This window comes from Alcanivorax profundi, from assembly GCF_003597125.1.
GTDB classification, from domain to species: domain Bacteria; phylum Pseudomonadota; class Gammaproteobacteria; order Pseudomonadales; family Alcanivoracaceae; genus Alcanivorax; species Alcanivorax profundi.
This window is the reverse complement of record NZ_QYYA01000006.1, coordinates 60,019-73,215: the sequence shown is the minus strand read 5'-3', so window position 1 is coordinate 73,215 and position 13,197 is coordinate 60,019. Positions and strand designations below refer to the sequence as shown.

Genomic DNA, 13,197 nt, shown 5'->3' with positions numbered 1-13,197 from the left:
GTTTCACTTATGGTCCGCTTTTGAATGGGTTGTTGCCTCTGTGCCGGCAGTGCGTGCCGACAGTTCCAGCGTGGGTTGGGCGCGGTCGATGGCGCCCAGGTCCAGCACTGGCGAGGCATCGATGTCCTCTGCGTTCATCATGGCCGCGACGCGCTGCAGTGAGCTGAGAATCAGTGATTGTTCCCAGTCTTCCAGGCGGTCAAAGCGGGCAATGAATTCGTCCTGCAGAGGGGTGGGAGCCTGGTCGATGATAGCCAGGCCTCCCTGAGTCAGGCAGGCATAAACGCGCCGCTTATCCGTTTCGCCCCGTTTGCGCTCAATCAGTTCGCGCTTTTCCAGGCGATCAAGAATGGTGGTGACCGTGGCTTGGCTCAGCGATACCTCGCTGGCCAGGTCGCCCATGGTCATCTCTCCCTTACCCGCAATGGCCTGCATGATCAGCAGTTGCGGTGAGGTGAGGCCGGAGACCTTGCTCAACTTGCGCGAGTAGAGGTCGGTGGCGCGAATAATCTGTCGTAATGCAATTAGCACGTCTTCGTGTCTGGCCATTGCCGTGAGTTCTCTTGATAACAAAGTAATATGACTGAATTGAGACATGGTATGTCTGATATCAATTTGAAGTGTAAGTAACTTTTCTCCATACAGAATCAGGGCAATGGCAAGTAATTCCCTGCGAAAGTTGGTAGGCTATTTTAGTGGTGTAATATTTAGATGTCAAAGTAAATGCTTGGAGATCAGGCCCGAACCACGCTGAAGCCCTGACAGTGCGGGGGACAGCGCCGTTTGGTCGGGTCAGTCCGGCGCGAGGGGATACCTGAATGCAACAGACGTTATTGCGACTGCTGGAAGGGGTGGACCGCGGTCTGCGCCTTCTTGAGCAATGTGTGGTGGGGGGCTGTATTCTGGCCATGGCCCTGCTGATGAGTGCCCATGTGGTGGGGCAGGCGGTAGTTGGGGAGGGGATTCCCGGTACCTATGAAATCACCAAGATGCTGATTCTCGGCATTACCTTTGTGGGCTTGGGTTACGCAGCACGCCAGGCCCGCCACATCCGGATGTCTGCCATTTATGAGCAGCTCAACGACCCTTCCCGCAAAGGGCTGCAGATTCTGATTGCCGCCGGTACCGCCGCGCTGATGTTCTTTTTCGCCTGGAAATCTGGTCAGTACGTGATGGATATTTATGAGCGGGGGCGGGTCAGCGCGTCACTGCAGATTCCCATGTGGACGGTCTATACCACTTTGCCAGCCGGGTTTGTGCTGGCCGGCATCCAGTACCTGCTAACCATCGTCCGCAACCTGACGACGGAAGGGGTATGGCGCAGTTTCACTGAGAAGGATGTCTATGCCAGCGTGCCGGAGCAGGGCGGTCATGATAAGGGGCAAGGAGACGCGTCATGCTGATTATTCTTGCCCTGATCATGTTGCTGTTGTTGCTCATGGGCTACCCCATGATGGTGCCACTGGCGGTCGGCACCTTGTTCATGATGTTCACGGACATGACATTTTTCGGCCCGGACCAGGCCGTGACCTGGATGATCACCGGGGTCAGCAGCTGGGTGCTGGCGGCAGTGCCCATGTTTATCTTTGCCGCGGACATTCTCACCAAGGGGCATACGGCCAACCGGTTGCTGGATCTGGTGGACACCTTTGTCCGTCATCTGCGTGGTGGGTTGCCGATTACTACGGCGGCATCCTGCGCCGTGTTCGGTGCTGTCTCAGGATCTACCCAGGCCACGGTCGTTGCTATGGGCGGGCCTATGCGGCCGCGTTTGCTAGCCAGGGGCTACTCCGACAAATTCGCGCTGGCCCTGATTATCAATGCCAGTGATATTGCCTTGCTGATTCCACCCAGTATCGGATTTATCGTCTATGGCGTGGTGATGAAGACCTCCATCGGTGATCTGTTTCTGGCCGGGATTCTGCCCGGCCTTCTGGTGTTGTTAATGTTTTCGGCCTACTGCTGGGCCGGGGCATATCTCAAGGGCATTGAGCCTGAACCTCGCGCCTCCTGGTCCGAGCGGTTGCGAGCGCTTCGGGGGGCTGCTCTGCCGCTGGGGTTTCCGGTGTTGGTGGTCGGCGGCATTTACGGTGGCTGGTTCAGTGCGGTGGAGGCATCCGCCATTGCCGTGGCCTATGCCTTGCTGCTGGAAGTGGTGATTTACCGCAAAGTCAAAATCCGTGATCTCGGGCCGTTGGCGCTTTCCAGCGGCATGATTACCGCCGTGGTTTTTATTCTGGTGGCGATTGGGGCGGCGTTCTCCCACACCCTGGGCACCGCCGGCATTCCCGAGCAGTTGCTGGGGCCGGTGATCGATTCCATTGGTGACAATCAGGTGGCGGCGTTGGCGTTGATTGCCGTGTCGTTTTTCATCGGCTGCATGTTTGTGGATCCCATCGTGGTGATCCTGATTCTGGTGCCGATTTTCAAACCGCTAATCCAGGCGGCCGGGTTGGATCCGGTCCATGTGGGGGTGATCGTCACCCTGCAGGCGGCTATCGGGTCAGCGACACCGCCCTTTGGCTGTGACATTTTTACCGCCATCGCGGTGTTCCGTCGTCCCTATCTGGAAGTGATCCGCGGCACGCCCCCGTTTATTGCCATGTTGTTGTTGGCCACGGTCATCCTGATCCTGTTCCCGGAGATTTCCCTGTGGCTGCCGTCGCTGGGCGGAGAGTAGGTTGTGACATGCGGGGTTTTATTGCACCCGCAACAGGTACAAAAAAACCCGGCATCCCTGCCGGGTTTTTCTGTTCAGGGAAGCCGCAATTATTTGGTTTCCTTGATCGCCTTCAATAGCGCTTTCATTGAGGCCTCGCCTCCGGCGCCAACCTCTTTTACAAAGGTTTTGCGAACGGGTTTGGCCATTTTTTCGAAGGCCTGTCGCTCTTTTTGGGTCAGCTCGATGATCTCGATATCGCTCTTGTCACGAATGATATCCAGTCGTTCCTTGTTGAACCGGGTCTGAATGTCGTGACCTTCCTTTACCAGCGACTTGGTAACCTCGTCTACCATGGTGCGCTGCTCATCGCTGAGGCTGTCATACCAGTCCGAGTTGCCGATCACTGTGGCAACAAACTGGGACTGGTCGGCAAAGATCATGTAGTCCTGTACCTCGTAGAACGCCATTTCTTGATGGGCGAAAACGGGTTGAATGTTGCCTTCGGCCTGACCTTGCTGGAGGGCGCTGTACAGTTCGCCATAGGCAATGGAGGTAGGGGAAGCCCCGTACGCCCGATAGGTGGAACGCAGCAAGGTGTTATCCATGACGCGAATGCCCAGGTTCTCCATGTCGGCAGGGGTGCGGATGGCCTTGTTCGCAGTCCATACCTGATAGCCTTCGGCCAGCTCGGCCAGCGGTACCAGTCCCCGTTGACGGAAGGCGTTCTGCCAGGCGTCGCTTTTCAGGAAGGTGTCTGAGTTCAGGGCCTGGGCGGTACGCCACTGGTCGGCGGGCATGATGTAGTTCAGGTTGAGTAGCTGGCTTTCCGGCACGGTGCCGCCCAATGCCCCTGAGGCGAAGCCGATCTGGATCGCGCCGCCCTGAATCGCGTCATAAAGCGCCGAGTAGCTGGAGCCCCATTTGCCGTAGGGTAGGAGTTGCACATCAATGTCGCCATTGCTGCGTTCTTCGATGCGTTTTTCAAATTGCTCGGCGTAACGATGCTGGACGCTGCCTTCTATTTCTTCCAGGCCAAAGCGCCAGGTTTCGGCCATGGCGGTGGTAGAGAGAGTGAAAACGCCCAGCGTGGCGGCGCCAATCAGTCGTCGCAAGTGCATGCTTATCCCTTTTGGTTGCCAAATGTGGAAACCACTACATGGCATCACAACATCACTGTCAACCGGTCGGCCCACATCCGTGACTGGAACCGACGTGTCCAGAATGCGACCATTACCGCACTGGGTAGCGCAAGCGATGAGGACAAAACATTGATGAAAACGTTTCTGCAGCAAGGTTGCGCAGTGCTGTTGGTGCTGTTCGCCATGACGGCCACCGCTGAACCTGACGCTGATGCGGCACAGGCCCCTCGCCTCGAAGCCCAGAGCGAAATCGAGAAGGGACCGGTGATATCCCAGTTCCGGGAGAACTGGATTCTTGGTGAGTTGCGAACCCTGCGTCAGGACATGATGGAATATCGCAACCAGATGAACCTTCTGGTGACCGATCGGGAGCTGGAAGTGGCCGACAAGGCCATGGGCTATGCCACCAATACGGTGACTTACTTTTTCTACTTGATCGCCGGTGCCGCTTCCATTCTGGCGCTGGTGGGCTGGTCGACGATTCGTGATCTCAAGGATAATGTGCGGGTCTATGCTGAGAAGGAGATGGCGCGGCTCACCAGTGAATACGAAGCTCGGCTGGCGGACCTTGAGCGCGAGCTGCGCAAGAAGTCGCGTACCATCGCGGAAAACCAGGAAGAGATTGAGCGAACCAACGAAATCCACAGCCTGTGGCTAAAGTCCACCAAGGAACCCAGTGCCCAGGCCAAGATCGAGATCTACGACCGCATTCTGGAGCTTCGCCCTGATGATCCGGAGGCGCTGGCCTGGAAGGCCGATGCCGCTCTGGAACTGGGAGAGCAACGCTGGGCGCTGAGCCTCTGTGACCGGGTGCTGGAAGTGGATGAAGAAAACGCGCATGCCCTCTATCAGCGCGCATGTGCCTGGTCCGGACTTGGCGAAATCGACAACGCCCTCAGCGATCTGGAGGCGGCGATAAATACCTCGGAAACCCTCGTCCGTCACGCTCGGGTAGAGGAAATGTTCCGACCACTGCAAGGACTGGAGCGCTTTGATGCGTTGGTCGGAAACGACAGTGACCTGACAGTCTCTGGCTGACGGCTTCTTCACGGGCGCCATAGTACTTTTCTGTCAGACTGATAGGTTGTAGGGGCCCGTAAATTGCCCCTTTGCGGGTCACTTTCTGCTAGACTTGCCCCCCCTTGTAGGAAAGGGTGATGACCCCCATATGACCGTTACATGGCTTGATCGAGGGATTTCACTTCGATTGGCCGATATCATCACCCCCTGTGGAGAAACCCATGACACGTGAAAACGGTGCCGACAGCACCAAGCAGATGCCGGATGTGGCATCCAACTCCATGGTGGATCATATCCATAGCACCCTGGACTGGGTGGGCATGAGTGAAATTCACTTGCCTGCGCGGGTCAGTGATACCCTGGCCGGTGAAAGACCGGTGAGCACCTCTATCCAGGCCTATGTGAATCTGGCAAATCCGGATGCCAAAGGCATTCACATGTCCCGTCTGTTCCTGATGCTGGAAGAGACCTTTGGCGACCATTCCGTCAGCTCTGCCTCCATCGAGCAGTTGCTGCGCAATTTTCTGGAAACCCACGAAGGGCTTAGTACCCGTGGCTTCGTGCAGCTGGATTTTGAATACTCCATGCGCCGCCCGGCGCTAAAGAGCAGCTATTCCGGCTGGAAAAGCTACCCGGTAAGTATCAAGGGCACTCTGTGCGAAGAAGGCATGCGCATCGAAATGTATGTGGAGGTGCCGTATTCCTCAACCTGCCCGTGTTCTGCTGCCTTGTCCCGCCAGCTGATCCAGGAGCAGTTCCGCAAGGACTTCCAGGATGGCAAGGTGGATGCGGAAGCGGTTCTGGAGTGGCTGGGTACAGAGGAAGGGATCGTTGCTACTCCGCATAGCCAGCGCTCTGTGGCGCAGGTGCGTGTGTTGCTGGATCACAACGAGGGTGATGCCTTCCCGATCACAGCCCTGATTGACTCCATCGAAGGCGCTTTGAAGACGCCGGTGCAGACCGCGGTTAAGCGTGTGGACGAGCAAGAGTTTGCGCTACTCAATGGCCAGAATCTGATGTTCTGTGAAGATGCGGCCCGCCGCCTGAAGCAGGCCATCGATCCGCAATCCTGCTACAAGGACTTCTGGCTGCGGGTGAATCACCTGGAAAGCCTGCACGCCCACAACGCAGTGGCCATTGTCACCAAGGAAGTGGACGGCGGTTATTTGCCGATACCCTGATTATTCGATATCGCGTGAAACCTGAAAGGGCGGCCTGTGGCCGCCCTTTCTCGTTTCTGGATTGGCTGACCGGGGGAACAGAGTTGGCGATATTGTGACCTTTAGCCGGGCTTGCTACCCTCGTTTTGCATATAGTCCGAGCATATCAACAATAATAAATGCGCTAGGCAGGCACAGGAATGGGCTCCACTGAGGCGTCGCCCCCGGTATCCGGGAGTTTCGAGCGCAGCGAACTGGTCGCGCGACTCGATGGTTGTGAATGTGTTCCACTTACGTTGTTGCTGGCGCCGGCAGGTTCCGGCAAGTCAACGCTGTTGCATCAGTGGCAGCAGCATCTGTCCGCGACACGGCCGGAAGCGCATGTGGTGAGCTTTGCTGTGCAGCCCATGGACGATGAGCCCGTGCGTTGTTTGCGTCGCTTTGCCGAGCAGACCCGTGCCGCCATCCCTGCCTTCGATACCTCCTGGTTCATGCCTTTTGATGTGTCCGAGCTGCCAGCGTCTTCGGTGGCTGAGGCGCTCTACGATGCACTGGAACAGATCCCCGAACCGGTCTACATCGTGTTTGATGACTTTCAGTACATCACCAATGACGAGGCCCTCAATGTCATTAATGCGCTGATTGCCCACCCGCCAACGGATGTCCGTCTCATTATTGCCAGCCGAAGCCGGCCACCACTGGATGTGGGGCGGCTGCGCCTGAATGGCGAGCTGCTCGAGCTGGATGCTTCGGCCTTGCGGGTCAGTCGTGCCGAGGTGGTGGAGTTAAATTCGCGCCTGGGAGGCGAGCCCCTGGAGGGAGGCGAACTGGATCACCTGATGGCCATTACTGAAGGTTGGGTGGCGGGAGTGAAGATTGCCCTGATGGGCGCCATGGGTGCGGGTGTCGGGGCGCTGAATAATTTTAATGCGAGCCAGCCGGAGATTATGGAGTACTTTGGCCATGCCGTCCTCAAGGGCTTGCCTGAATTTGCCCGAACCCTGTTTATGCAAAGCAGTCTGCTGGACAGCTTTGATGCCCCACTGTGTGACGCTGTTCTCGACACCACGTACTCGGCGCGTTTGATGGAGGAGTTATCCCGTCGCGAGTTGTTTATTCTGGCCGTTCCGGGGCGACCGGGCTGGTTTCGCTACCATGCCCTTCTGCGTGATTTCTTGCAGGCAAGAGTGGCCATTGATATGCCCGATTGTGTTGTCCCGATTCACCGTCGGGCTGCGCGCTATTTTATCGCCAAGGAAGATTACGAGCAGGCGCTATGGCACGCCAGGCGGGGGGAGGACCACGAAGCGTTTCTGGGTGCACTGGCCAGGGCGTTTGATTACTGGTTACGTGAAGGTTATGCCAGTCAGATTCTCGAATGGGCGGAAGACGTCTCGGACGAGGCGTTGTTGTCACGTATGGACCTGGCGGCACCTCTGATTAGCACCTTGACCTTGTCGCGCCGTTTTTTTCGTGCACGGTATTTTCTCGACGCGCTAAAAGCGGAACCACCTCTGGATTACCGGGGCCGGTACGGCGATGAGCATACTCTGGAGTTTCTCGAGCTCCATTTGCAGTTGTTCCAGCACGACACAGACTTCATGGAAGGAGCGAACCTGTCGCTGCTGATGGAGACCAGCAGTCACCATGATGTGCGTGCGTTTTCTCTTGCCATGGTGGCGTACTATCACTTGCAGCATGGCCGTTTGCAGTCGGCATTGGCTTTTTCCAGTCAAGCCCGTGACGTGCTGATGCAGTTGGGGCACCGTTTTACGGCAGGGTATGCCGGCCTCATCACAGCGCTTGCCAATCAGCAATTGGGGCATATTGCCGAGGCGGTAAGCTTCATTACCGAGCATTTCAGCAAGACGCCTCGGGATTGTCCCACCTGGTCTTTGTGGGCTACCGGGATGGTGGTGGTGTTGTATGACCAGAACCGATTGGACGAGGCCCGGCAATTGTGTGAAGACCTGTTGCCAATGGTGTCTACTGCTTCCGCTACAGAAGTAATTTCTACTGTTTACCTGACGCTGTCGCGGCTTCATCACCTGCAAGGCAACCGTAAGCATTCTGAACGCATGCTGGAAAAATTGTTGGGTATCCTGCAATTGGGAAACTACGAGCGATTCGTCAGCATGGCCCTGCTGGAAAGAGTGCGACAGGCCTATGTCAATGCAGACTGGAGCCAGCTGGATGTCATTGCAGAGCGTTTTGCACTGGCGGAATGGGTGCAGAAAAATCTGGATCTGCAAGATGTTCCCTACAGCCAAAGCTGGGAGCGCCGAGGGTTGGCCGCCGCTTATTGGCTAATGGCGGTTGGTCGTCACGATGACGCGGAGACGGCGCTGTTGCTCTTGCGCAAGGTGGTAAACGGTGCGGGAATCCGTACCCGTGGCTTGATCATGGAGGCAAACTTGCTGGTCTTGCATGCGCGCAGGAAGAGCGAGACAGAACAAATTCGTCAGATCGATACCTTGATCAGCCGCTATGGGCTGCTCAATGTGAATCAGCCAGTGTTCGACGAAGCGCCCGGTCTGGCTGCCCTGATGCAGGCGCTTTGGCAAAAAGGGCGGCTGGTTTTACCGGAGTTTTATACGCAGTTGTTTGGCGCTGTATTTACGTCGGTGACAACCGGTCATGCTCCCCTTGAGGTGGATCCGGCTTCTGTGTTGACCCCTCGTGAACACGAGATCTTCGAGTTGTTGCAAAGTGGCTTGAGTAATGCCCAGATCAGTGAACAGACTGGAACTTCGGTCACCACCACCAAATGGCACCTGAAGAACATCTACAGCAAGCTTGGGGTTTCCAATCGGACGGAAGCCGTGCTCCGCGCGTCGACACGGTGAGTTGAAAGTTGAAAAGCGCGGGTGAGGTCGGTGGGAATTTGCCGTGAGGTGCCCGCGCTCAAGGGCCTGATTGTCGCGTGATCCCGGAGCTGGAGTGCCTTGGCCGGGTCTTGATTCGCCTTTTAACCTTGAACGTTCAACAGCTCCCCAAACCTTGAACCGGTTCGCGATTTTTACTCCCTTTTGATTACCCCCTCCCAGGGGAGGGGGTGGAGGGGGGGGACCATTGCTAGAGTGCCGTCGTTGTCTGTAATTACCCCGAGAATAACAACGACGGAGGCTTATCATGGCTATGTCCCCCTGGGTCACCTGGCCGGCCCTGACCAAATTCGGCTCGCTGGGCGTAATGGCCGCGCTGCTGGTGTTGGCCGGCGAGCGCAGCGAACTGCTTGAAAACAACATGTTCGACACGGAAAACTGGGATGAAAAAAATGCCGGTATCACCTGTGACGAACGTAGTCTGACCGCCCGTACCGAAGACGGAACCTGTAACATCCTGGAAAACCCGGCAGAAGGGTCCGTGCACGTGAACTTCGGCCGTAATGTGGATCCGGCGTCTGTGTATGCCGAGTCCAACAGCGGCAACCTGCTGAACCCCAACCCCCGTGAAGTCAGTAACCTGATCATGTCCCGGGGCGGCGATTTCAAACCGGCCACCAGCCTTAACTTCATCGCCACCAGCTGGATCCAGTTCATGGTCCATGACTGGTTCGATCACGGCCCGCGTACCGATGCCGATCCCATCGAGTTTCCGATTCCTGCTGGGGATGTACTGGGTGGCGGCACCATGTCGGTGCAGCGTACCCGTCCGGATCCCTCTGTCAGTGGTGATGAAGGGATCATCACCTACGAAAACGTGAACACCCACTGGTGGGATGGTTCACAGCTGTATGGCAGCAGCAAGGAAACCAACGACGAAGTGCGTTCCTTCGTGGACGGTAAACTCAAGGTGGATGGTAATGGTCGCCTGCCTACCGAGTTCCTGAGCGGCAAGCCCATCACCGGTTTCAATGAAAACTGGTGGGTCGGGTTGAGCATGCTCCACCATATCTTCACCCAGGAACACAACGCCATCGCCGATATGCTCAAGGCCAACCATCCGGGGCAATCGGACCAGTGGTACTTCGACAAGGCGCGACTGATCAACTCTGCGCTGATGGCCAAGATCCACACCGTGGAATGGACACCGGCGATTCTCGCCAACCCGGTACTTGAGCGTGCCATGTACGCCAACTGGTGGGGCCTGGGTGGGGATCGCGATACCCGCGACAAATTCCAGGACGATCTCGACAACCTGAACAACAACATCGGCCAGTTGGGCGCCCTGTTCAATGCTGTCGGCATCGACAATGATCTGGGGCAGCAGGATACCGGTTCCATCGAGCATGCCCTTGCTGGCCTGGTGGGTTCCCGCACCCCCAACAACTACGATGTGCCCTATACCCTGACCGAGGAATTCGTGTCGGTGTACCGGATGCATCCGTTGCTGCGTGACGAGATCAAGGTGTACGACATCGGCTCCAACGTGGTGGATCAGGAAATCGCCCTGCAGGACACCCGCAACGGCGATGCCGAAGACCTGATGGATGATATTGGCCAGGACCGCCTGTGGTACTCCTTCGGTATTACCCATCCGGGCGCGCTGACGCTGAACAACTACCCGGACTTCCTGCGTAACTTGTCCATGCCGCTGATTGGCGACATCGATATGGCCGCTATCGATATCCTGCGTGACCGTGAGCGTGGTGTGCCGCGTTACAACGAATTCCGTCGCCAGATTGGCCTCAAGCCGTTGACCAGCTTCGAGCAACTGACCAACGACCCGCAGCTGCTGGCGGACCTGAAGTCGCTTTACAACAATGACATCGAATTGATCGATACCCTGGTCGGGCAGCTGGCTGAAGAAACCCGTCCGGAAGGGTTCGGCTTTGGCGAGACATCGTTCCAGATCTTTATCCTGAATGCGTCTCGTCGTTTGATGACCGACCGTTTCTTCACCACCGATTACACCGACGAAGTGTACACCGCCGAGGGTATCGACTGGGTAGAAAACAACACCATGGTGGATGTGATTCGTCGTCACTTCCCGGCCCTGGCGTCGAGCCTGGTGGGCATGGACAACGCGTTCAAACCCTGGGGTCTGAAGATTCCTTCTGACTATCAGGATTGGGATGCCGAAACCAAGCAGAACCACCTGTGGGTCAATGGCGCACTGCGTACCAGTTACGAAGAGGGTGAGGTCCCGGCTATCGAGCCTATCGATATTGGCGGTCTGATCAATTCCATCCTGTGGAAGAAAGTGCAGGACGTGACCGATGTGGCGCCTCCGGGCTACAGCAAGCCGATCCACCCCCGTGGTGCTCTGGCCAAAGTGAAGTTTGTCCCCAGTTCCGGGCATGATTTTACCGGGCTGTTCCAGGGGGCGGATCATGGTCTGCTGCGCCTGTCTGTCACCGGTGATCCGTCTGATCGAGGCTTTGCCCCAGGGTTGGCACTGAAACTGTTCGTGGACGGTAAGCGCTCTGAAAACGTCTCTGCGCTGTATACCCTCAGTGGTCAGGGAGACAATCACAATATCTTCGCCAACGAATTGTCCAACTATGTTCAGGCAGAAGTGAACGAAACCCTGGGAACCACGACCTTGTTCTCTCTGGTATCCAGCAAGCCGACCTTGCTGGTGATGAGTGACATGGCCAAAGTGAATCAGGATGGCTCAACGGTTGGCAGTGCGAAAACGCCATCGCAGATCTATTTCGTACCCAACAGCAGCCTGAAAAACAGCACCAGCGCCGCCCCGCACGATTTCCGTGATGACTTGACTGCGATTCCGGCGGGCACCAGGGTCTATGATGTCTATGGCACCACCAAGAGCATCAAAACCTCGATTTGGCCCTGGGTCACCGCGCGCTATGCCCGCGAGCGCCGTAACAGTGCCGTCAAGATAGGTGAATTGGTGACTGATTCCGAATTTACCCTGTCCCAGTTCGGCGACACCGGTATTTTCTTCAAACATCAGCGCTATGAAGACCGCTAAATAACAACAAGAAAGGTACCCCTGATAGCCCGGGCCTGCATCGCAGCCCGGGCTTTTTTTATGCAGCCTGATAAATGAGACAACAGGCCGCGATGTTGCATCCTGTCGCTTTATTGAAGTGATGTTCAGCACAGAGGACATCATCTTGATGCTCTGTCACCGATTTGCTGAAAAGGGGCTTGATCCCAATCCCTATCACGTCACCATTCTGTGAGGAGGCTCGGCTCGCGCGACGTCGAGCATGGAGTGATTCCTTTGCTCAGCAGGCTGTCTGTGGTTGTAAGAGATGGCTTACAGAAAAGCTCGCTGCTGGATATACCGTAACTTTGTTCGATGAGGAAAATAAAAGCACAGGTGTGCCGGTGCTGTGTGAAACGATTTGGGGTTTCTCAGAGGGGGTATATATTCAGTGCTGATGTGATGTGCTGCGTATATTGGGGGGCTGGAGTTTCAATGGGTGAATCTGAAATTATTTCTTTCGACTTTCATATTTCGCAGGGTGCAAATGACTGTGAGGTATCTCAAATCACGTTTTGGCAAACCAGGCATGGTGAAGATAATGGATAACGAGCTGCGGCAGCCGAATACGATTTCCGCTATTTTGTCGTTTCGATGCGCCGGCGGCGTACGTTGATTCACGGATAGTGAAGAAGGGAACTCCATGGAGAAGAACATTGCAGTGATTCTGGGTAGCCCGGATCCGGACAGTTTTTGCCGTGCGCTGGCGGACCGCTATGCCCAGGCGGCTGAGCAGGCCGGTCATCAGGTGCGTTATTTTCGGCTGGGGGAGGTCGAGTTTGACCCGGTACTGCGTCATGGCTACAACCAGCGACAGGAATTGGAGCCAGGTCTGCAGGAGATCAAGGAGGCGATCAGCTGGGCTGAGCATCTGGTATTGGTCTATCCGGTGTGGTGGGGCGGGATGCCTGCGCTGCTGAAAGGTTTTCTGGATCGTGTGTTTCTTCCCGGGTATGCGTTTCAATACCGAAAGAATTCGCCGCTTTGGGACAAGCTGCTGGCAGGGCGCTCTGCTCATGTCATCACTACCATGGATACTCCTCCCTGGTATTTTAAACTGGTCTATCGCAGCCCGGCCCACAACCAGATTCGCAGGACCATTCTCGAGTTTGTGGGTTTTAAGCCAGTAACCATAACGGTGCTTGGGCCGGTGCGTGATGCCTCGCGGTCCAGGAAAGCGGCCTGGCTGGACAAGATCGCCGCCTTCGCCAAGGCATCATGAGAGGCCCTGCCAGCGAGTGGGTTTTGGGCAAATAGTGAGATTGAGTGTGCTCCTGGATTCACTGTTATGGGGGCTCTGATTCAACAACGAAAGCAA

9 protein-coding genes are annotated in these 13,197 nt (G+C 56.3%); 7 read left to right on the top strand and 2 right to left on the bottom strand.

Annotation, left to right across the window (positions count from 1 at the left end):
- Nucleotides 1-3: 3 nt before the first annotated feature.
- Nucleotides 4-549, bottom strand: coding sequence for a MarR family winged helix-turn-helix transcriptional regulator (locus D4A39_RS15435; protein WP_022983747.1), 546 nt, complete (start codon nt 547-549; stop codon nt 4-6).
- 269 nt (nt 550-818) lie between these two features.
- On the opposite strand from D4A39_RS15435, the gene D4A39_RS15430 reads away from it, so the two are divergent.
- Both D4A39_RS15430 and D4A39_RS15425 read left to right on the top strand, forming a co-directional pair.
- A complete protein-coding gene (locus tag D4A39_RS15430) occupies nt 819-1,403 on the top strand; it encodes a TRAP transporter small permease (RefSeq protein ID WP_022983746.1) in 585 nt (194 codons plus the stop codon).
- A complete protein-coding gene (locus D4A39_RS15425; RefSeq protein ID WP_022983745.1) occupies nt 1,397-2,680 on the top strand; it encodes a TRAP transporter large permease in 1,284 nt (427 codons plus the stop codon). The genes D4A39_RS15430 and D4A39_RS15425 overlap by 7 nt, the downstream gene beginning before the upstream one ends.
- 89 nt (nt 2,681-2,769) lie before the next feature.
- Here the strand turns inward: D4A39_RS15425 and dctP are convergent, their stop codons facing one another.
- Entirely contained in the window at nt 2,770-3,780 is a 1,011-nt protein-coding gene (gene dctP / locus D4A39_RS15420) for a TRAP transporter substrate-binding protein DctP (protein ID WP_022983744.1), read from the bottom strand.
- Nucleotides 3,781-3,933: 153 nt separating this feature from the next.
- On the opposite strand from dctP, the gene D4A39_RS15415 reads away from it, so the two are divergent.
- The 5 genes from D4A39_RS15415 to D4A39_RS15395 all read left to right on the top strand — a co-directional run bounded on the left by D4A39_RS15415 (nt 3,934) and on the right by D4A39_RS15395 (nt 13,101).
- Nucleotides 3,934-4,839: a tetratricopeptide repeat protein gene (locus D4A39_RS15415; protein WP_233552498.1), complete on the top strand. Its 906-nt coding sequence runs from the start codon at nt 3,934-3,936 to the stop codon at nt 4,837-4,839.
- Nucleotides 4,840-5,042: 203 nt separating this feature from the next.
- Entirely contained in the window at nt 5,043-6,002 is a 960-nt protein-coding gene (gene folE2 / locus D4A39_RS15410) for a GTP cyclohydrolase FolE2 (RefSeq protein WP_022983742.1), read from the top strand.
- Nucleotides 6,003-6,181: 179 nt separating this feature from the next.
- Nucleotides 6,182-8,827 (top strand): winged helix-turn-helix domain-containing protein, encoded by a 2,646-nt coding sequence (locus D4A39_RS15405; protein ID WP_119918514.1) that lies wholly within the window; start codon nt 6,182-6,184, stop codon nt 8,825-8,827.
- 286 nt (nt 8,828-9,113) lie between these two features.
- Nucleotides 9,114-11,861 carry a peroxidase family protein gene (locus D4A39_RS15400; protein ID WP_022983740.1) on the top strand — a complete coding sequence of 916 codons (2,748 nt, stop codon included), beginning with the start codon at nt 9,114-9,116 and terminating at the stop codon, nt 11,859-11,861.
- 661 nt (nt 11,862-12,522) lie between these two features.
- A complete protein-coding gene (locus D4A39_RS15395; RefSeq protein ID WP_022983738.1) occupies nt 12,523-13,101 on the top strand; it encodes an NAD(P)H-dependent oxidoreductase in 579 nt (192 codons plus the stop codon).
- Nucleotides 13,102-13,197 lie beyond the last annotated feature (96 nt).

Coding starts and splice junctions, on each gene's coding strand:
- D4A39_RS15415 (WP_233552498.1), top strand. CDS start 3,934: ATGAAAACGTTTCTGCAGCAAGGTTGCGCAGTGCTGTTGGTGCTGTTC.
- D4A39_RS15405 (WP_119918514.1), top strand. CDS start 6,182: ATGGGCTCCACTGAGGCGTCGCCCCCGGTATCCGGGAGTTTCGAGCGC.
- D4A39_RS15400 (WP_022983740.1), top strand. CDS start 9,114: ATGGCTATGTCCCCCTGGGTCACCTGGCCGGCCCTGACCAAATTCGGC.
- D4A39_RS15435 (WP_022983747.1), bottom strand. CDS start 549: ATGGCCAGACACGAAGACGTGCTAATTGCATTACGACAGATTATTCGC.
- D4A39_RS15430 (WP_022983746.1), top strand. CDS start 819: ATGCAACAGACGTTATTGCGACTGCTGGAAGGGGTGGACCGCGGTCTG.
- D4A39_RS15425 (WP_022983745.1), top strand. CDS start 1,397: ATGCTGATTATTCTTGCCCTGATCATGTTGCTGTTGTTGCTCATGGGC.
- dctP (WP_022983744.1), bottom strand. CDS start 3,780: ATGCACTTGCGACGACTGATTGGCGCCGCCACGCTGGGCGTTTTCACT.
- D4A39_RS15395 (WP_022983738.1), top strand. CDS start 12,523: ATGGAGAAGAACATTGCAGTGATTCTGGGTAGCCCGGATCCGGACAGT.
- folE2 (WP_022983742.1), top strand. CDS start 5,043: ATGACACGTGAAAACGGTGCCGACAGCACCAAGCAGATGCCGGATGTG.